The organism is Streptomyces sp. MAI_2237 (genome assembly GCF_054189285.1).
Window position 1 is genome coordinate 472,131 of the sequence record NZ_JAJPGQ010000002.1, and the last position, 19,649, is coordinate 491,779.

The window sequence follows — 19,649 nt, forward strand, 5'->3', positions numbered from 1 at the left end:
ACGCGGGGGGAATGTTCGACGATGGGGGCGACGGGCAACGAACCCGCCCCCCACCGCCGACTCCGAGAGACGCAGCGTGCTCATACGACTTCTACGGACCTATCTCAGGCCGTACAAGAAACCCATCGCCGCGGTGGTGCTGCTGCAGTTCCTGCAGACCTGCGCCACCCTCTATCTGCCGACGCTGAACGCGCACATCATCGACAACGGTGTCGTCAAGGGCGACACCGGCTACATCCTCTCCTTCGGCGCGCTGATGATCGGCATCTCGCTGGCCCAGGTCGTGTGCAACACGGGGGCCGTGTACTACGGCGCCCGGACCGCGGCGGCGCTCGGCCGGGACGTGCGCGCCGCGGTCTTCGACCGGGTGCAGTCCTTCTCCTCGCGGGAGGTCGGCCATTTCGGGGCGCCCTCGCTGATCACCCGGACCACCAACGACGTGCAGCAGGTCCAGATGCTGGCCCTGATGACGTTCACGCTGATGGTGTCGGCGCCGATCATGTGCGTGGGCGGCATCGTCCTGGCGCTCGGGCTGGACGTGCCGCTGTCCGCGGTGCTGGTCGCTGTGGTGCCGACGCTGGGCATCTGCGTGACGTTGATCGTGCGGCGGCTGCGGCCGCTGTTCCGGGCCATGCAGACCCGCCTGGACACCGTCAACCGGGTGCTGCGCGAGCAGATCACCGGCAACCGCGTGATCAGGGCGTTCGTCCGGGACGAGTACGAGAAGGAGCGGTTCGGGAAGGCCAACGGCGATCTCACCGAGATGCAGCTGGCCACCGGCAACATGCTCGCGCTGATGTTCCCGATCGTCATGACGGTGGTGAACCTGTCGTCCATCGCGGTGGTGTGGTTCGGCGCCCACCGCATCGACAGCGGCGGCATGCAGATCGGCGACCTGACCGCGTTCCTCGCCTACCTCATGCAGATCGTGATGTCCGTGATGATGGCCACCTTCATGTTCATGATGGTGCCGCGCGCGGAGGTGTGCGCCGAGCGGATCGAGGAGGTCCTCGACACGTCGTCGAGCGTCGTCCCGCCGACCGCCCCGGTGCTGGAGCTGCGCCGGCACGGCCACCTGGAGATCCGGGGCGCGGGCTTCCGCTACCCGGGTGCCGAGGAGCCGGTGCTCAAGGCCGTCGACCTGGTCGCCCGGCCCGGTGAGGTGACCGCCGTGATCGGCTCGACCGGCAGCGGCAAGTCCACGCTGCTCGGCCTGGTCCCCCGCCTGTTCGACGCGACCGACGGCGAGGTCCTGGTCGACGGCACGGACGTGGCGACCATCGAGCCGAAGCTGCTCGCGAAGACGGTCGGCCTGGTCCCGCAGAAGCCGTACCTGTTCGCCGGGACGGTCGCGACCAACCTGCGCTACGGCAACCCGGACGCCACGGACGAGGAGCTGTGGCACGCGCTGGAGGTGGCGCAGGCCAAGGACTTCGTCTCCCGGCTGGAGGGCGGGCTGAACGCGCCGATCGCGCAAGGAGGCTCGAACGTCTCCGGCGGCCAGCGCCAGCGGCTCGCGATCGCCCGCACCCTGGTGCAGCGTCCGGAGATCTACCTCTTCGACGACTCCTTCTCCGCCCTCGACTACGCGACCGACGCGGCCCTGCGCGCGGCGCTCGCCGAGGAGACCGCCGAGGCCACCGTGGTGATCGTCGCCCAGCGTGTGGCGACCATCCGGGACGCCGACCGGATCGTCGTCCTCGACGAGGGACGGGTCGTCGGCACCGGCCGGCACCACGAGCTGATGGCGGACAACGAGACCTACCGGGAGATCGTGCTCTCCCAGCTGACGGAAGCGGAGGCTGCCTGATGGCCGGGCCGATGGCGCGGATGATGGGTCAGGGCGGCGGGCCCGACAGCCGTTCGATGGACTTCAAGGTGTCGGGCCGGCGCCTGATCGCCCAGTTCAAGCCGGAGCGGCTGACGATCTACGCGCTGCTGTGCTGCGTGGTCGTCAGCGTCGGGCTCAACGTGATCGGGCCGAAGATCCTCGGCCGGGCCACCGACCTGGTGTTCGCCGGGATCGTCGGGCGGCAGATGCCGGCGGGGGCCACCAAGGAACAGGTCCTGGACTCCATGCGCGCGCGGGGCCAGGGCCAGATCGCCGACATGCTGCGCAGCACCGACTTCACCCCGGGCCAGGGCATCGACTTCGACGCGGTGGGCCGGGTCCTGCTGCTCGCGCTCGGTACGTTCCTGGTCGCCGGTCTGCTGATGGCGGTGGCGACCCGGCTGGTGAACCGGACCGTCAACCGCACCATGTACCGGCTGCGCGAGAACGTGCAGACGAAGCTGTCGCGGCTGCCGCTGTCGTACTTCGACAAGCGGCAGCGCGGTGAGGTGCTCTCGCGGGCCACCAACGACATCGACAACATCGGCCAGACGCTGCAGCAGTCGATGGGCCAGCTCATCAACTCGCTGCTGACCATCATCGGTGTGCTCGCGATGATGTTCTGGGTGTCGTGGCTGCTGGCGCTGGTGGCCCTGGTGACCGTGCCGCTGTCGTTCGTCGTCGCCACGCGCGTCGGCAAGCGGTCGCAGCCGCACTTCGTGCAGCAGTGGCGCTCCACCGGCAAGCTGAACGCCCACATCGAGGAGATGTACACCGGGCACACCCTGGTGAAGGTGTTCGGACGGCAGGACGAGTCGGCGCAGCAGTTCGCCGAGCAGAACGAGGCGCTGTACGAGGCCGGGTTCAAGGCGCAGTTCAACAGCGGGATCATGCAGCCGCTGATGATGTTCGTCTCCAACCTCAACTACGTGCTGGTGGCGGTCGTCGGTGGTCTGCGGGTCGCCTCGGGCGCCCTGTCCATCGGTGACGTGCAGGCGTTCATCCAGTACTCGCGGCAGTTCTCGATGCCGCTGACGCAGGTCGCGTCCATGGCGAACCTGGTGCAGTCGGGTGTCGCGTCGGCCGAGCGGATCTTCGAACTCCTGGACGCGGAGGAGCAGGAGGCGGACCCGGTCGAGGGCACCCGGCCCGAGGAGCTGCGGGGGCTGGTGGAGCTGCAGAACATCTCCTTCCGTTACGACCCCGAGAAGCCGCTGATCGAGGACCTCTCGCTGAAGGCGGAACCGGGCCACACGGTCGCCATCGTCGGCCCGACCGGCGCCGGCAAGACCACCCTGGTCAACCTGCTCATGCGGTTCTACGACGTCTCCGGCGGGCGCATCACCCTCGACGGCGTCGACATCGCCGCGATGAGCCGGGACGAACTGCGGGCCCGGATCGGCATGGTGCTGCAGGACACCTGGCTGTTCGGCGGCACGATCGCGGACAACATCGCCTACGGCGCCTCGCGCGAGGTCACCCGCGGCGAGATCGAGGAGGCGGCGCGGGCCCGCGCACGCCGACCGGTTCATCCGTACGCTGCCCGACGGCTACGACACGGTGATCGACGACGAGGGCTCCGGGGTGAGCGCCGGTGAGAAGCAGCTGATCACCATCGCGCGGGCGTTCCTGTCCGACCCGGTGATCCTGGTCCTGGACGAGGCGACGTCGTCGGTCGACACCCGGACCGAGGTGCTGATCCAGAAGGCGATGGCCAAACTCGCCCACGGGCGGACCTCGTTCGTGATCGCGCACCGGCTGTCGACCATCCGGGACGCGGACACGATCCTGGTGATGGAGAACGGCTCGATCGTCGAACAGGGCTCGCACACCGACCTGTTGGAGGCCGACGGGGCCTACGCGCGGCTGTACAAGGCGCAGTTCGCGCAGGCGGTGGCGGAAGTGGACTAGCCGCTTCGCGGGGAGTGCCGCGATGGGCCGTCAGTCGTCTGCCGGTCCGTCGCGGCTGGTCGCGCCCACGCGGCGGAGCCGCATATCGACACGGCCCCGCGCCCCTGGGAGGTTTCAGTCCAGGTATCCCCGAAGCTGATCCGCAAAGGCGTGGTCCCGGAGCTTGTTCAGCGTCTTGGACTCGATCTGCCGTATCCGCTCCCGGGTCACGCCGAAGATGCGGCCGATCTCCTCCAGCGTGCGCGGGCGCCCGTCGGCCAGGCCGTACCGCAGCTGCACGACCTTGCGCTCCCGCTCCCCCAGCGTGGACAGCACGGCCTCCAGGTGCTCCCTCAGGAGCAGGAACGCGGCCGACTCCACGGGGCTCGCCGCGTCGCCGTCCTCGATCAGGTCGCCGAGGGCGACGTCGTCCTCCTCGCCCACCGGGGCGTGCAGGGAGACCGGCTCCTGGGCCAGGCGGAGCACCTCGCCGACGCGCTCGGGCGCCAGGTCGAGGTGGGCGGCGACCTCCTCGGGGGTCGGCTCGTAGCCCCGTTCCTGCAGCATCCGGCGCTGGACGCGCACGACGCGGTTGATCAGCTCGACGACGTGCACCGGGACCCGGATGGTGCGGGCCTGGTCGGCCAGCGCCCGGGACATGGCCTGCCGGATCCACCAGGTGGCGTAGGTCGAGAACTTGTAGCCGCGGGCGTAGTCGAACTTCTCGACCGCCCTGATCAGGCCGAGGTTGCCCTCCTGGACGAGGTCGAGCATGGTCAGGCCGCGGCCGACGTACCGCTTCGCGACGGACACCACCAGCCGCAGGTTCGCCTCGATGAGGCGGCGCTTGGCCATACGGCCCATGACCACCAAGCGGTCCAGGTCCAGCGCCAACTCGCTGTCCAGGTCGGGGGTGGTGCTCAGCTTCTCCTCGGCGAACAGGCCGGCCTCGACCCTGCGGGCCAGCTCGACCTCCTCGGCGGCCGTGAGCAGCGGGATACGGCCGATCTCACGGAGGTACTGCCGGAACAGGTCCGAGGACGGTCCGCCGGTGTCGGCGCGGGCCCGCGCCGCGGCGGGCGTCTCCACGGGCTCCGGAGTCTCCGTCTCCAGTGCCTCGGCGGGCGGTTCGGCCGCCTCGGGCGGCCCTTCGGGTTCCACGGGGTCCGCCTCTGGGTGGTGCACGGCACGGGTCTGCGGGGGGACCGCGACGAGGACGTCGGCCTCCGCGTCCGGCTCCGTGACGTCGTTGCCGGTGTCGGTCTGGGTGAGGGTCTGGGTCTGCACGCGGGCGACCTCCAGGATGATCGCTGCCAGGGGGTACGGCAGCGGTACTTCGGGGGCGGAGTCGGCGGCCTCGCCGCTGTCCGTCCCGTACGCGTTGAACGGAACCGCGGGGGTCTGGGACCCGTACGGGACGGATCGGCCGCGCTCCGAGGACTCAGGCACCGGAACCCAGTGTGGAGTACGACACATCGCCGCCACGAGGGGCGTGCGGTGACTTTTTGCAATCGGGCCGTGACCGGGCGGTGACCGTGTCGTCCGGTCGCCTCAGAGAGCCGCGGCGCCGTGTTCGCGCAGGGCCTGGTCGTACTGCTGCAGCACCCACAACTCGTTCTGTACGGCGGCCAGTTGGGCGGGATCGCCGGAGGTGCCGAGGCGGGTGAGAGTGGAGGTGATGTCCCGGACCCGGCGCTCGACGGCCCGGCGGCGGACGGTGACCAGCTGGGCGCCCGCGTACACCTCGTCGACCGACTTGCGCATGATCGCCTCCACGGCCAGCTCGGTGACCATGGCGCGCACGGTGTCGTCCGGCGCGGCCTCGCGCACCCGGACCAGGTAGTCCTGGGGGTCCCGCACGCCGTACTCGGTGCCGCCCGCTTCCATGATCGCCTGGCGGACGGCGGCGTAGGGCGCGGCGGTGAACTCGTCGGCGCCGTAGGCGTCGAAGGCCGGGGAGACCAGCTCCGGTCGCTGGAGGGCGAGCTTGAGCAGCTCGCGCTCGGTGGCGTAGACGGGGTTGCGCAGGGTGAGGGCGGGGCCCGAGGCGGTGGGGCGCGGGGCGGCGTCGTAGGGCTGGTGGGGGCCGCGACCGCTGGGCGCGGGGCCCTTGCCGCCGCGGTCGCGGGCCCAGCGGGCGAGCTGGGCGACGCGCTTGACGACGAACTGGGTGTCGAGGATGCCGAGCATGCCGGCGAGCTGGACGGCAACCTCGTGCTGGGCGCCGCTGTTCTTGATGCGGGCCACGATGGGCGCCGCCTCGTCGAGGGCGGCGGCGCGGCCGGCGGGGGTGTCGAGGTCGTAGCGGACGACGATCTGGCGCAGCGCGAACTCGAAGAGCGGGGTGCGGGGTTCGACCAGGTCGGCGACGGCCTCGTCACCCTTGGCCAGGCGCAGCTCGCAGGGGTCCATGCCGTCCGGGGCGATCGCGATGTAGGTCTCGGCGGCGAACTTCTGGTCGTCCTCGAAGGCGCGCAGGGCCGCCTTCTGGCCGGCCGCGTCGCCGTCGAAGGTGAAGATCACGCGGGCCGAGCCGTTGTCCATCAGCAGCCGACGCAGGATCTTGATGTGGTCGCCACCGAAGGCGGTGCCGCAGGTCGCGATGGCCGTGGTGACGCCGGCGAGGTGGCAGGCCATGACGTCGGTGTAGCCCTCGACGACGACGGCGCGGCTGGCCTTGGCGATGTCCTTCTTCGCCAGGTCGATGCCGTACAGGACCTGGGACTTCTTGTAGATCGCCGTGTCGGGGGTGTTGAGGTACTTGGGGCCGTTGTCCGCCTCGTAGAGCTTGCGCGCGCCGAAGCCGACGACCTCTCCGCCGATGTCGCGGATGGGCCACATCAGGCGGCCGCGGAAGCGGTCGATGGGGCCGCGGCGGCCCTCCTGGGAGAGGCCGGAGAGGACGAGCTCCTTGTCGGTGAAGCCCTTGCCGCGCAGGAAGCGGGTGAGGTGGTCCCAGCCCTGGGGGCTGTAGCCGACCGAGAAGTGCTGGGCGGCGGCCTGGTCGAAGCCGCGCTCGGCGAGGAAGATCCGGCCGGTGTCGGCCTCGGGGCTGGTGGCGAGCTGCTCGGCGTACCACTCGGCGGCGATCTTGTGGGCCTCGACCAGACGGATGCGCTCGCCGCGCTGGTGGGAGGGGTTGTAGCCGCCCTCCTCGTACCGCAGGGTGATGCCGGCCTGGGCGGCGAGGCGCTCGACCGCCTCGGAGAAGGAGAGGTGGTCGACCTTCATCACGAACGTGATGGTGTCGCCGCCCTCCTGGCAGCCGAAGCAGTGGAAGAGCCCCTTGCTCGGACTGACCTGGAAGGACGGTGACTTCTCGTCGTGGAACGGGCACAGGCCCTTGAGGTTGCCACCGCCCGCGTTGCGCAGCTGGAGGTACTCGGACACCACGGCGTCGATCGGGACCGCGTCCCGTACCGCCTTCACGTCCTCGTCGTTGATCCGTCCTGCCACAGGGTGATTCTACGGGTCAGAACTGACACTCCTGGGGCGAGACGGCCCTCGGCCGGGGGTCCGGGGGTTGCCCCCCGGAAGATTGCAGCACGGGGATGGACTGACACTCAAGAGACGAGGCTTTCGAGCGGAACGTGCGGGTCCGCCAGTGCCTCCGTGTCCACCCGGGTCCTGGTGCGGATCAGCGTCTGGATGGGGTCCGTGACGTTCCACACGTTCACATTCATCCCGGCCAGCACCCTTCCGTCCTTGACCCAGAAGGCGATGAACTCGCGCTTGCCGGCGTCTCCCCGGATGACCACTTCGTCGTAGGTGCCGGGGGGCGCCCAGCCGGAGTACTCCATGCCGAGGTCGTACTGGTCGGAGAAGAAGTAGGGCACGCGGTCGTAGGTGATGTCCCGGCCGAGCATCGCCCGGGCCGCGGCGGGCCCGCCGTTGAGGGCGTTGGCCCAGTGCTCGACGCGCAGCCGCGTGTCGAACAGGGCGTGCGGGAAGGAGACGACGTCTCCGGCGGCGTAGATGTCGGGGTCTGAGGTGCGCAGCCGTTCGTCGACGGCGACGCCGCCGCCGTACCGCCGGTCGGCGATCTCCAGGCCCGCCGCCTCCGCGAGGCCGGTGCGCGGGGCCGCGCCGATCGCGGCGAGGACGTCGTGGGCGGGGTGCTCCTCGCCGTCGTCGGTGCGGGCCGCCAGGACCATGCCGTCCTGGCCGACGATCTCGGCGAGCCGCGCGCCGAAGTGGAAGCGGACGCCGTGCTCGCGGTGCAGCTCGGCGAAGAGGTTGCCGAGCTCGGGGCCGAGGACCGCGTGCAGCGGGGTGGTGTGCGGCTCGACGACGGTGACCTCGGCGCCGTACTCACGGGCCGCGGCGGCGACCTCCAGGCCGATCCAGCCTGCGCCCGCGATGACGATGTGGCCGTTGTCCCGGCCGAGCGCGGCGAGGACGTGCTTGAGCCGTTCGGCGTGGGCGAGGCGGCGCAGGTGGTGCACGCCCGCGAGGTCGGTGCCGGGGATGTCGAGGCGGCGCGGCTCCGCGCCGGTGGCGAGCAGGAGCTTGTCGTAGTGGACGAGCGTGCCGTCCTCGCCGAAGCGGACCGTCTTCGCCTCGCGGTCGATGGCGTCGACGGTCTCGCCGAGGTGCAACTCGATGTCGTGGCGCGCGTACCAGGCGGGTTCGTGGACGAAGACGCTGTCGCGCTCCTCCTTGCCCAGCAAATAGCCCTTGGAGAGCGGGGGACGCTCGTACGGGTGGTCGCGCTCGTCGCAGATCAGTATCACGCGGCCGGTGAAGCCCTCCGCTCGGAGCGTCTCGGCCGCCTTCGCGCCGGCGAGGCCGCCTCCGACGATGACGAATGTCTGATCCGCGTCGACCACTTGATGCCTCCTACGGGGGATCCGGGGGGTGTCCTCACAGAAAACACTGTGGGTACCGCCACATGCGAGCGTCCCGCACGGAGCGTGATGGGGGAAGAGGGAGTGGCCCGATCAGGCCACGGAGTGTCACATTCGGGTTCATTCCTCGTCACCCGCGCCCCCTCAGTCTCCCGTCTGCCCCGTCAGGCGTCCGTGAAGCGAGCGGGCCGAGGCGTCGGTGAGGGAGGCGATCTGGTCGACGATCACCCGTTTGCGCGCGCGGTCGTCGCCGGCCTGCTCGAACAGGGACCGGAACTGCGGGTCCAGGCCGTCGGGCGCACGCACGGTGAGCGCCTGGGCCAGTTCGGCCACGACGACACGCTGGTCGGCGCGCAGCCGCTCCTGCTCGGCGCGCTGCATCACGTAGCGGTGGGCGACGGCCTTGAGGATCGCGCACTCCAGACGGGTCTCGCGCGGTACGACGAGTGCCGCGTCGTACCGCGTGAGGCGGCCCGTGCCGTACGCGGCGCGGGTGGCGGTCTCGGCGGCGAGGGCGAAGCGGCCGATGAGCTGGCTGGTGGCGTCCTTGAGGCGGGCCTGGGCGACGGCCGTCCCGTCGTAGCCGTGCGGCCACCACTCCTGGTCCTGCAGGCGGTCGAGGGCGGCGGCGAGTTCGGCGGGGTCGGTGTCCGCGGGGACGTACCGGCCGCGGGCCACCGCGAAGACCTCCTGGCGCTCGGGCTCGGCGTGCAGGCAGTCGGGGTCGACGTGGCCGGCGTGCAGACCGTCCTCGACGTCGTGCACCGAGTACGCCACGTCGTCGGACCAGTCCATGACCTGGGCCTCGAAGGTGGTGCGGGTGCCGGGGGCCTCCTTGCGGACCCAGTCGAAGACGGGGCGGTCGTCCTCGTAGACACCGAACTTGGGCGAGGCGGGATCGGTGGGATGGGCGCCCCTGGGCCAGGGGTACTTGGTGGCGGCGTCCAGGGTGGCCCGCGTGAGGTTGAGGCCGACGGAGCCCTCCGGGGTGAAGCGCTTGGGCTCGATGCGGGTGAGCAGCCTCAGGGACTGCGCGTTGCCCTCGAAGCCGCCGCAGTCGTGGGCGAATTCGTTCAGCGCCTGTTCGCCGTTGTGGCCGAACGGGGGGTGGCCGAGGTCGTGCGAGAGGCAGGCGGCCTCCACCAGGTCGGGGTCGCAGCCGAGGGCCGCGCCGAGTTCGCGGCCGACCTGGGCGCACTCCAGGGAGTGGGTGAGGCGGGTGCGGGGGCTGGCGTCCCAGACCCGGGTGCGGGTGCCGGGGGTGACGACCTGGGTCTTGCCGGCGAGCCTTCGCAGGGCCGAGGAGTGCAGTACGCGCGCGCGGTCGCGCTGGAATGCGGTGCGGCCGGGGCGTTTGTCGGGTTCTGGGGCCCAGCGTTCTGTTGCCTGCGCGTCGTACGACATGTCTCGACAGTACGGGCAGGGACCGACAATCCGCGTACGTGTCCGCCGGGATCGCTCACATGGCGAGTGCGGGCTGTGTGCGGCTTGTCGCCCAGTCCGTCGTGCCCTTTACGGCGTTGTCGTACCGGTGCAGGAGCAGTTCCGCCATCGCCGGGTGGGTGCCCAGGGGGGCCGAGGCGATCCACGGGGCCGCCTCGGCGCACTCGGTGGCGAAGCGGCCCGGGGCCGTGAAGTAGGAGGCGACCGCGACGCGGTGACGACCCCTCGCCGCCAGGGCCCGGATCGCGTCCGGGACGGTCGGGGCCGACGTCGTGGCGTAGGCGGGGACCACCGGGACGCCCAGGCGCTCGGCGAGGAGTTCGGCCGTGCGGCCGGTGTCGACCCCGGACTCGGGGTCGCGGGAGCCCGCGGCGGCCAGGACGACCGCGCTCGCGCGCCGTGTCTCCTCGTCCGCGCAGGTGCGCCAGCCGGCCTCGACGAGGCGGGCGTACAGGGCGTCGACCAGCAGCGGGTGCGGGCCCAGGGCGCCCGCCACGCGCGCGTGCACGTCCGACGCGGCGGCCATCTCGGGGATGTCCCGCTTGATGTGGTAGCCGCGGCTGAGCAGCAGGGGGACGAGGACCGCCTCCCGCCCGCCGAGGCCGGCCAGGGTGTCGGGGAGCAGGGGCTCGTTCAGTTCGATGTGGCCCAGGTGGACGGGCAGACCCGGACGCCGCTCACGGACCCGCTCCAGGAGCGCGCGGACGGTGCTCAGAGCCCGCGGGTCGCGGCTGCCGTGCGCCACGACGACCAACGCGGGAGGGGCCGGGCGGCGCCGGCCGTCCAGGGAGACGAGGCTGAGCCGGCCCGCGAGCCGGCTGCCGATCTGGCTCAGGAGGTGCGCCGTACTGTCCGTCATGCATCGATCCTCGCCGGGGCACGTTGCCGTCCCGTTGCCTGGTGATGACGGGCGTTTTCCAGCCCTTCACCGCGCCGGACGCGGGCCTGTGAGCCGCCACGACCTGCGGTTTCGTCGCACGGAGTGAACCTGGTCACGTAGGGTGTGCCGAACCGCCGGGCTCGACGCGACGTCTCTGACTGTCGAGAAGCAGGCGGAAGAGGGGGAACGTTCGAATGCGCAAACCGCGGCTGCCCCGCACACGCACCGGACAGCGGCGGCTGGTGCAGGCCGTGACGGCCGGGTGCGTGCTGGCGCTCCTTCCGTCGACCTGGCTGTACGTCTCCACGGCCGGCCGGCTGGGCACGGTCGCGGACGCGCCCCGCGCCGAGGTCGCCGTCGTCTTCGGCGCCGGCCTGTGGAACGGCGAGCCGTCGCCGTACCTGGCCAACCGGCTCAACGCGGCGGCGAAGCTGTACCGCGACAACCGCGTCGAAGTGGTCCTCGTCACCGGCGACAACAGCCGCGAGGACTACGACGAGCCCGACGCCATGCGCGCCTACCTGACCCGGCACGGCGTGCCGGACCGGCGGATCGTCAGCGACTACGCGGGCTTCGACACCTGGGACTCCTGCGTGCGCGCGAAGAAGATCTTCGGCGTGGACCGGGCGGTGCTGATCAGCCAGGGCTTCCACATCCGGCGGGCGGTGGCGCTCTGCCAGGCCGCGGGCGTGTCGTCGTACGGCGTCGGGGTGGACGCCAAACACGACGTGACCTGGTACTACGGCGGCACGCGCGAGGTGTTCGCGGCCGGCAAGGCGGCGCTGGACGCCGTGTTCCACCCGGACCCGCAGTTCCTCGGGCACAAGGAGAAGGGCGTCGCGAAGGCGCTGGCCAGCGCCCGGTGACGCCGGGCTCACGCCGGCCGGCGCGGCAGGGGGAGGCGGTCGTCCCGTCCGCGTAACAAGGGGCCGCGCCGCGCGTAACACGGCCGACGCACGCTGGCCGGTATGCAGAACACCGTGACGCCCACGCACTGCCCGTACTGCGCCCTGCAGTGCGGGATGAACCTGACGCCCGCCGCGGACGGCACGGTCGAGGTGAGCGAGCGCACGGACTTCCCGGTGAACCGGGGCGCGCTGTGCGGCAAGGGCCGTACCGCGCCGGCCGTGCTCTCGTCCCGGGTGCGCCTGACCTCCCCGTTGGTGCGCTCCGAGAAGGGCACGCTGGTGCCCGCCACCTGGGACGAGGCACTGGACCGGATCGCCGGCCGGCTGCGGCGGACGCGCGCGGAGCACGGGCCGGACGCGGTCGGCGTGTTCGGCGGGGGTGGCCTGACCAACGAGAAGGCGTACACGCTCGGCAAGTTCGCGCGGGTGGTGCTCGGCACCTCGCAGATCGACTACAACGGGCGTTTTTGCATGTCGTCGGCCGCGGCGGCCGGCATGAAGGCGTTCGGGCTCGACCGGGGGCTGCCGTTCCCGCTCGAGGACATCCCGAGGACAGGCTGCGTGATCCTGGTGGGGTCCAACCTCGCCGAGACCATGCCGCCGTCGCTGAGGTTCTTCACCGAGCTCAAGGAGAACGGCGGCACGCTGATCGTCGTCGACCCGCGGCGCACCCGCACCGCCGAGCAGGCCGACCTGCACCTGGCCCCGCGGCCCGGAACCGACCTCGCGCTCGCCCTGGGCCTGCTGCACCTGGTGGTCGCCGAGGGACGGGTCGACGAGGAGTACGTGGCCGGGCGCACCGCCGGCTGGGAGGACGCGCGGGCCGCGGCGATGGCGCACTGGCCGGAGTACGTGGAGCGGATCACGGGGGTGCCCGTTCCGCAACTCCGAGAGGCGGTGCGGCTGTTCTGCGAGCCCGAGCACGCGATGGTGCTGACGGCGCGCGGGCCCGAGCAGCAGTCCAAGGGCACGGACACCGTGGGCGCGTGGATCAACCTGTGCCTGGCGACCGGCCGGGCGGGACGGCCGCTGAGCGGCTACGGCTGTCTGACCGGGCAGGGCAACGGACAGGGCGGGCGCGAACACGGCCAGAAGGCCGACCAGTTGCCCGGCTACCGCAAGCTGGACGACCCGGCGGCACGGCGGCACGTCGCCGAGGTGTGGGGCGTGGACCCGGACAGCCTGCCGGGCCCGGGACGCAGCGCGTACGAGCTGCTGGACGCGCTGGGGACGGACATCAGGTCGCTGCTGCTGATGGGTTCCAACCCGGTGGTGTCGGCGCCGCACGCCGCGCACGTGGAGGAGCGCCTGAAGTCCCTCGACTTCCTGGCCGTGTGCGACGTGGTGCTGTCGGAGACGGCGGCGCTCGCGGACGTGGTGCTGCCGGTGACGCAGTGGGCGGAGGAGACGGGCACGACGACCAATCTGGAGGGCCGGGTGCTGCTGCGGCGGCGGGCGATCACGCCGCCCGACGGCGTCCGCAGCGATCTGGAGGTCCTGCGCGAACTCGCCGACCGGCTGGGCGTGGAGAAGGGCTTCCCGACCGATCCGGAGGAGGTCTTCGAGGAGTTGCGCCGGGCGAGCGCGGGCGGACTCGCCGACTACTCCGGGATCACGTACCGCAGGCTCGCGGAGGAGAACGGGGTGTTCTGGCCGTGCCCCCAACTCCTGCAGCAGGAGCCCGAGGAGGCCCACCCGGGCACCCCCCGGCTCTTCCTCGACCGGTTCGCCACCCCGGACGGCCGGGCCCGGTTCGTGCCCGTCTCGCACCGGGCGACCGCCGAGGAACCCGACGCCGAGTACCCGGTCCTGCTGACGACCGGCCGGGTCGTCGCCCAGTACCAGTCCGGCGCCCAGACCCGCCGCGTCGACGAGCTGAACGCCGCCGCGCCGGGCCCGTTCGTGGAGCTGCACCCGCGGCTGGCGGCGCGGCTCGGGGCGGCGGAGGGCGATCCCGTGGCGGTGGTGTCGCGGCGCGGGCGGGCGGTCGCCCCGGCCCGCATCACGACCGCGATCCGGCCCGACACGGTCTTCATGCCCTTCCACTGGCCGGGCGAGGGGCGCGCCAACACCCTGACCAACCCGGCGCTGGACCCGACCTCGCGGATGCCGGAGTTCAAGGCGTGCGCGGTGCGGCTCGAGCCGGTCACCGCCCCGGGGAACTCCTGAGCAGCCAGTCCCCGCCCTCGATGGGCCGCCCGCGGGTACGCAGACGGGCGGCGACCGCGGGGGCGGCGACGTACACCCAGGCGCGGACGAGGACGCCGTCGGCGTCGCGTCGCACCGCGCGCTCGACGCGCTCGTAGAGGTTGCGGGGGTCGCCGGGCGCGTACTCCTCCAGCCGGTCCAGGGCGACGAGCAACTCCGCGTACCGCTCGGGCATCGCGGTCACCAGCTCGCCGCACACCTCGCCGGCGCCGGGCGCCTCCACGGCGTACGGGTAGCCGGGTCCGGCGTACAGCACCGAACCGGTCAGCCGCCCCGGTTCCTCGGCGCGGGTGCGGCCGCGCAGGAAGAGGTCGTGGTTGACCTCGCCGGGGCGGAGGGTGCCGTAGACGAAGAAGGGCAGCTGGGGGCTCACAAAAACGATTCTCTCTCCACACACACCTCCTCACACGCACTCTTTACGGCTGCCTGTCATGACCCCTTAAATCTTGGTCAACACAGCGCCGACCCACCCCCACGCGCCCTCCCGGCGCCCTACCGAGGAGATCGATGAGTCGGATCCGGCTGCACCCCACCACCGCACGCAGGTCCCGTCGTCTCGCCGCCGCCACCGCGGTGGCCGCCACCACCGCCGCCCTGCTGGCCTCCGCGCTCTCCCCCGGCGCCGTCGCCGCCGGCAGACCGACCAGGGCCGGCGCCATCGAGAACGCGGCCTCGGCCCTTCTCGCCCACGCCGCGAGCCTGGGCCTGACGTCCGCCGAGGGCACGTCCGTGCGGGACGTGATCGTCGACGCGGACGGCACGCAGCACGTCCGCTATGACCGCACCTACCGCCAACTCCCCGTCCTGGGCGGCGACTTCGTGGTCCACCTGGCGCCGGACGGAAAGTACCGCGGCGCGAACCGGGCGACCCGGAGCGAGATATCCCTGGCCTCGATCGTGCCCTCCATATCGGCGCCCAAGGCCGCCGACCTCGCGGCGAACGCCCTGCGCGCCGTGAACCTCGGCGAGACCCTGAAGCAGCTGACGGCCAAGCCCCACCTGGTCGTCGACGCCCTGCACGGCACCCCCAGGCTGGCCTGGCGCACCCAGGTGGCGGCCAAGGACTCCCTGGGCAACCCGGTCGCCCGCACGGTGCTCACGGACGCGAAGACCGGCCGGCAGATCGACGCCTGGGACGACATCGAGACCGCGACGGGCGACGGCAAGTCGCTCTACAGCGGCACGGTCCCGCTGGAGACGACCCTGTCGGGATCGACGTACCAGCTCAAGGACCCCACCCGCGGCAACACGTACACGGGCGACGCGGCGAACAAGACCGACCTGTGCTTCCTGACGAGCATCTGCATCAGCCGCGCCCCCTCGACGGTGTTCACCGACACCGACAACCACTGGGGCACCGGAGCGACTTCGGACCGTTCGAGCGCCGCTGTCGACGCCCAGTACGGCACGGACGTCACCTGGGACTTCTACAAGAACACCTTCGGCCGCAACGGCATCGGCGGCGACGGCAAGGGCTCCTACAACCGCGTCCACTACGGCAACGCGTACAACAACGCCTTCTGGGACGACAGTTGCTTCTGCATGACCTACGGCGACGGTGACGGCACGACGTTCGGCCCGCTGGTGTCGCTCGACGTCGCCGGCCACGAGATGACCCACGGCGTCACCTCCAAGACCGCCGCCCTGACGTACTCGGGCGAGTCCGGCGGCCTGAACGAGGCGACCTCCGACATCCTCGGCACGCTGGTGGAGTGGTACGCGAACAACTCCTCCGACCCCGGGGACTACCTCATCGGCGAGAAGATCGTGAAGTCCGGCTTCGGACGCGAGGCGCTGCGGTACATGGACAAGCCCTCGAAGGACGGCAACTCGGCCGACTACTGGAGCAGTTCGGTCGGCAACCTCGACGTCCACTACTCCTCCGGGGTCGCCAACCACTTCGCGTACCTGCTCGCGGAGGGCAGCGGCGCGAAGACGATCAACGGCGTCAGCTACAACTCGCCCACCTCCAACGGCTCCACGGTCACCGGGATCGGACGGGACAAGCTGGGCCGGATCTGGTACCGGGCGCTGACGGTCTACATGACCTCGTCGACGAACTACGCGGGCGCCCGGACGGCGACCCTCAACGCGGCCAAGGACCTGTACGGGGCCGGGAGTGCGGAGTACAACGCGGTGGCGGCGGCCTGGAGCGCCGTGAACGTGAACTGACCCCGCGCCGACCGCGGACCGCGGCCGCTCCGGTGCCGACCGGAGCGGCCGTCCCCTTTCCCCGGGCCGCCGGTCATCCCCCGTACGGCCGGCGCTCCCGCGCCTCCCTCAACCCGCGTGCCCACCACACCAGTTGGTCCAGCATGGTCTTCGCCGCCGCGTCCGGACCCGTCGGGTCCTTCGGACGGCCGTCCTCGAAGGCGCCGCCCGCGTTGTGGAAGGAGACGGTGTCCCGCACCGTCACGGCGTGCAGTTCGGCGAAGACCTGGCGCAGGTGTTCCACGGCGCGCAGGCCGCCGGAGACACCGCCGTAGGAGACCAGGGCGACCGGCTTGGCCTGCCATTCCGTGTAGTGCCAGTCGATGAGGTTCTTCAGGGCCGCGGGATAGGAGTGGTTGTACTCGGGGGTGAGGACGACGAAGGCGTCCGCCGCCGCCAGTTTCGGGGTGACCGAGGACAGGGCGGCGGCCGTCTCCGGGGTCCGGGCGAAGGTCGTGGGGAGCTCGGCGTCGGCCACGTCCACGACCTGCGTGATCAGGTCCTCACGGTCGTGCAGGCGGCTCAGGAGCCAGTCGGCGACGACCGGGCCGAAACGGCCGTGGCGGTTGCTGCCGAGGACGACGGTGACCTGGAGAGGGGCATCGGGTGTCTGCATGCGGATCAGCGTCGTCCCTCAAGTCCGGTTGAGGTCAAGCCCGGGCCCCGCCGACGCCGGATCACCCGTTCACACGCGCGCTCTGCGCCCTTCGGGTGCTCTTCCGCCGATCGCCCTCATAACGCCGTTGACCTGCTGAAACCGCCCGCGGAGAGATCCTGGTCGCACAGGTCTGACACCCATTCACCCCATTTCTGACGCTCCTTCAGGAAGCGCGCTCGCTCCGCTGCCACTTACCTCGGAAGGGCAGAGGACACCAGCAAGAGCTCGGAGGAGCACCGATGCGCCGTACCGCCCGTCTGCTGTCCGCCGCCGCGCTCGCCGTCGCGGCCGCGGGGCTCGTCGCGGCGCCCGCGTACGCCGACGACGAGGGCAGCCTGGAGGTGTATCCGTCCTCGGCCGAGCCCGGCGGGCAGGTCACCGTGAACACCTCGGCGTGCGAGGGCGGTACGGCGGAGGGCGACGCCGGGGCCGTGGGCGCCGGCGCGTTCACGCTCGCGCCCAGCACGCACGAGGACGACGCGATCGGGCAGTTCCGGGTGCCGCCGAGCGCGCAGCCGGGGACGTACGAGATCGTCGCGAAGTGCGCCGAGGGCGGTCACGAGGTCTCCGGCGACCTGGTGGTGACGCTGTCGCCGGCGCGGGGCCAGGTGCAGCCCCGAGGAAGTGTCAAGACGGGGGTCGGTGGCGTGATGGGCCCCGACCCCGTGCAGACCGCGGCCGGCGTGGCGGCTCTCGCCGTCGCCGCCGCGGGCGGTACCTGGCTCCTGCATCGCCGGGCGAGAGGCGGCGGGATCTGACGGACACCCTCCGCTGTCCGTCCGCCGGTACCGCATGTCCCTCCCCCTCCGGGTCCGACGCCCCTCGCGGCCCGGAGGGGGACCGGGGTTCCCACCGTGACAGGGTCCGCCCGCTCCGAGGCAGGAGGCTCGAGTGCGCAGGTTCAGCTTCAGCAATGTCGCCATAGCGTCCGTGACCGTCGTCTCCCTGTGCACGGGCGCCTGGCTGCTCGAGAGCGGTGAGCAGACGCACGCCCCGCCGCAGCCCTCGGCGGCCGAGGCCCGCTCGGGCCGGCCCGCCGACCCCGGGTCCGCGCCCGCGCCGGCGCCCGCGCTGCCGGCCTCCCCGCCGGAACGCATCCGCATCCCGTCGATCCGCGTGGACGCCCCGCTCATGGGCCTGGGCCTCACCCGGTCCGGCAGCCTGGACGTGCCGCCCGCCGGGAAGAAGAACCTCGCCGGCTGGTACGAGGCCGGCACCGCCCCCGGCGAGCGGGGCACGGCGGTCGTGGCCGGCCATGTCGACAACGCCGACGGACCCGCCGTCTTCTACGACCTCGGTGCCGTGAAGAAGGGCAGCGCGATCGACATCGCCCGGCGCGACGGCAGCGTCGCCCGGTTCACCGTGGACGCGGTCGAGGTGTACAAGGCGAGCGACTTCCCCGACCAGAAGGTCTACGGCGCCGCGGACCGGCCCGAGCTGCGAGTGATCACCTGCGGCGGCGGCTACTCGCGGTCGACCGGCTACCAGGGCAACGTGGTCGTCTTCGCGCACCTCACGGGCGGTCACCGCTGACCACGGCCGCCACGACGGTCCGCGCGCAGTCCAGGGCCTCGGTGTGGGTGGTGTCCACCTCGAGGTCGTAGACCACCCCCTGGTGGACGGCCTCCGCCTGCTTCTCGGCCATGCCGGGCGCCCGGTCGCCGCGGACGATCTCCCGGCCCGCGGCCACCGCCGTCTCGCAGCGCACACCGACCCACAGCACGTCGAGGCCGGCCAGCGGCTCACGCCAGCGGTCCTGGGACGCCGCGCCGCCGAGGAAGACGTCGTCGACGATCACCCGGGCGCCCGCCCGCGCCGTCGCCGCCACGCCGCGCCGCCAGGCGGCCTCCAGCCTGCCGAACTCCGGGCCCACCTGCACCGATCCGTCCGGCGAGACGAGCGCGGCCTGCAGGGAGGCCGGCATCGCCTCCACGAGGCCGTCGATCCCGAACGCCAGCCACGGCTCGGGCAGCAGCGCCTGCAGGCACCGCACGATCCCGGACTTGCCGGAACTGGAGCCGCCGTTCAACACGATCACCTCAGTCGCCATGCCGCGACCGTACCGCGGGGGCGCCGGCTTGCCGTAGGCGATATTCGCGGGGCCCGGTAGGCGCGGGGCACAGGGCCGATCTCCGCCGGGCGCGGGCCCCGGTATGCGCCGGGCACAGGGCCGATCTCCGCGAGGCACGGGTCCCGGTATGCGCGGGGCGCGGGGCCGACCTCCGCCGGGCGCGGGCCCGATCTTCGCCGGGCACAGGGCCGACCCCCGCCAGGGCACAGGCCCCGGTATGCGCGGGGCGCGGCGCCGACCTCCGCCGGGCGCGGTCCCGATCTTCGCCGGGCACAGGACCGACCCCCGCCAGGGCACAGGCCCCGGTATGCGCGGGGCGCGGCGCCGACCTCCGCCGGGCGCGGCCCCGATCTTCGCCGGGCACAGGCCCGACCCCCGCCAGGACACGGGTCCCGGTATGCGCGGGGCGCGGCGCCGACCTCCGCCGGGCGCGGTCCCGATCTTCGCCGGGCACAGGCCCGACCCCCGCCAGGACACAGGCCCCGATCTTCGCCAGGCACAGGCCCGACCTCCGCCAGGACACAGGCCCCGATCTTCGCCGGGCACAGGCCCGACCTTCGCCAGGACACAGGCCCCGATCTTCGCCGGGCACAGGCCCGACCTTCGCCAGGGCACAGGCCCCGATCTTCGCCGGGCACAGGGTCGATTTTCGCCGGGCGCGGGGCCGATCTCACAGCGCGTCCCCGGCGGGTGCGCCGAACC

At 72.1% G+C, this 19,649-nt stretch carries 14 protein-coding genes and 1 pseudogene; 7 read left to right on the forward strand and 8 right to left on the reverse strand.

Annotated features, from left to right (window positions below; genetic code table 11):
- The first annotated feature begins 76 nt into the window (after positions 1-76).
- The gene (locus LN251_RS07010; protein WP_458243615.1) at positions 77-1,810 is read left to right on the forward strand and encodes an ABC transporter ATP-binding protein; all 1,734 of its coding nucleotides are present in this window, start codon (positions 77-79) and stop codon (positions 1,808-1,810) included.
- A pseudogene (locus tag LN251_RS07015) lies at positions 1,810-3,742 on the forward strand (ABC transporter ATP-binding protein). Before LN251_RS07010 ends, LN251_RS07015 begins: the two are co-directional and overlap by 1 nt.
- A 114-nt stretch (positions 3,743-3,856) precedes the next feature.
- Here LN251_RS07015 and LN251_RS07020 read toward each other — a convergent pair.
- The 5 genes from LN251_RS07020 to LN251_RS07040 form a co-directional block, all read right to left on the reverse strand.
- Complete coding sequence (locus tag LN251_RS07020; protein WP_458243616.1) at positions 3,857-5,170, reverse strand: RNA polymerase sigma factor; 1,314 nt, start codon at positions 5,168-5,170, stop codon at positions 3,857-3,859.
- Between the two features lie 102 nt (positions 5,171-5,272).
- Positions 5,273-7,177, reverse strand: coding sequence for a DNA primase (gene dnaG / locus LN251_RS07025; RefSeq protein ID WP_458243617.1), 1,905 nt, complete (start codon positions 7,175-7,177; stop codon positions 5,273-5,275).
- A gap of 107 nt (positions 7,178-7,284) precedes the next feature.
- On the reverse strand, positions 7,285-8,550 hold the full coding sequence (locus LN251_RS07030) for an NAD(P)/FAD-dependent oxidoreductase (RefSeq protein WP_458243618.1): 1,266 nt from the start codon (positions 8,548-8,550) through the stop codon (positions 7,285-7,287).
- Positions 8,551-8,712: 162 nt separating this feature from the next.
- Positions 8,713-9,972 carry a deoxyguanosinetriphosphate triphosphohydrolase gene (locus LN251_RS07035; protein WP_458243619.1) on the reverse strand — a complete coding sequence of 420 codons (1,260 nt, stop codon included), beginning with the start codon at positions 9,970-9,972 and terminating at the stop codon, positions 8,713-8,715.
- A 55-nt stretch (positions 9,973-10,027) separates the two neighbouring features.
- Entirely contained in the window at positions 10,028-10,870 is an 843-nt protein-coding gene (locus LN251_RS07040) for a sirohydrochlorin chelatase (RefSeq protein ID WP_458243620.1), read from the reverse strand.
- 215 nt (positions 10,871-11,085) lie between these two features.
- On the opposite strand from LN251_RS07040, the gene LN251_RS07045 reads away from it, so the two are divergent.
- The gene (locus tag LN251_RS07045) at positions 11,086-11,757 is read left to right on the forward strand and encodes a SanA/YdcF family protein (protein ID WP_458243621.1); all 672 of its coding nucleotides are present in this window, start codon (positions 11,086-11,088) and stop codon (positions 11,755-11,757) included.
- Between the two features lie 102 nt (positions 11,758-11,859).
- On the forward strand, positions 11,860-13,968 hold the full coding sequence (locus LN251_RS07050) for a molybdopterin oxidoreductase family protein (protein ID WP_458243622.1): 2,109 nt from the start codon (positions 11,860-11,862) through the stop codon (positions 13,966-13,968).
- Here LN251_RS07050 and LN251_RS07055 read toward each other — a convergent pair.
- Positions 13,946-14,380, reverse strand: a complete 435-nt coding sequence (locus LN251_RS07055; protein WP_458243623.1) for a gamma-glutamylcyclotransferase family protein — start codon at positions 14,378-14,380, stop codon at positions 13,946-13,948. The genes LN251_RS07050 and LN251_RS07055 overlap by 23 nt on opposite strands.
- A gap of 134 nt (positions 14,381-14,514) precedes the next feature.
- Here LN251_RS07055 and LN251_RS07060 point away from each other — a divergent pair, with 134 nt between their 5' ends.
- Positions 14,515-16,179, forward strand: coding sequence for a M4 family metallopeptidase (locus LN251_RS07060; RefSeq protein ID WP_458243624.1), 1,665 nt, complete (start codon positions 14,515-14,517; stop codon positions 16,177-16,179).
- Positions 16,180-16,252: 73 nt separating this feature from the next.
- Here LN251_RS07060 and LN251_RS07065 read toward each other — a convergent pair whose 3' ends face one another.
- Complete coding sequence (locus LN251_RS07065) at positions 16,253-16,834, reverse strand: NADPH-dependent FMN reductase (protein ID WP_458243625.1); 582 nt, start codon at positions 16,832-16,834, stop codon at positions 16,253-16,255.
- 281 nt (positions 16,835-17,115) lie between these two features.
- Between LN251_RS07065 and LN251_RS07070 the strand changes: the two genes are divergently transcribed.
- Positions 17,116-17,634 carry a hypothetical protein gene (locus tag LN251_RS07070; protein ID WP_458243626.1) on the forward strand — a complete coding sequence of 173 codons (519 nt, stop codon included), beginning with the start codon at positions 17,116-17,118 and terminating at the stop codon, positions 17,632-17,634.
- 133 nt (positions 17,635-17,767) lie between these two features.
- A complete protein-coding gene (locus LN251_RS07075) occupies positions 17,768-18,409 on the forward strand; it encodes a class F sortase (RefSeq protein ID WP_458243627.1) in 642 nt (213 codons plus the stop codon).
- Here the strand turns inward: LN251_RS07075 and cpt are convergent.
- A complete protein-coding gene (cpt, locus tag LN251_RS07080; RefSeq protein ID WP_458243628.1) occupies positions 18,390-18,926 on the reverse strand; it encodes a chloramphenicol phosphotransferase CPT in 537 nt (178 codons plus the stop codon). The two genes, LN251_RS07075 and cpt, sit on opposite strands and share 20 nt — an antisense overlap.
- Positions 18,927-19,649 lie beyond the last annotated feature (723 nt).

Excerpts from the sequence above, each read along its gene's own strand:
- LN251_RS07060 (WP_458243624.1), top strand. The coding sequence starts at position 14,515 with ATGAGTCGGATCCGGCTGCACCCCACCACCGCACGCAGGTCCCGTCGT.
- LN251_RS07045 (WP_458243621.1), top strand. The coding sequence starts at position 11,086 with ATGCGCAAACCGCGGCTGCCCCGCACACGCACCGGACAGCGGCGGCTG.
- LN251_RS07070 (WP_458243626.1), top strand. The coding sequence starts at position 17,116 with ATGCGCCGTACCGCCCGTCTGCTGTCCGCCGCCGCGCTCGCCGTCGCG.
- LN251_RS07035 (WP_458243619.1), bottom strand. The coding sequence starts at position 9,972 with ATGTCGTACGACGCGCAGGCAACAGAACGCTGGGCCCCAGAACCCGAC.
- LN251_RS07040 (WP_458243620.1), bottom strand. The coding sequence starts at position 10,870 with ATGACGGACAGTACGGCGCACCTCCTGAGCCAGATCGGCAGCCGGCTC.
- LN251_RS07050 (WP_458243622.1), top strand. The coding sequence starts at position 11,860 with ATGCAGAACACCGTGACGCCCACGCACTGCCCGTACTGCGCCCTGCAG.
- LN251_RS07065 (WP_458243625.1), bottom strand. The coding sequence starts at position 16,834 with ATGCAGACACCCGATGCCCCTCTCCAGGTCACCGTCGTCCTCGGCAGC.
- cpt (WP_458243628.1), bottom strand. The coding sequence starts at position 18,926 with ATGGCGACTGAGGTGATCGTGTTGAACGGCGGCTCCAGTTCCGGCAAG.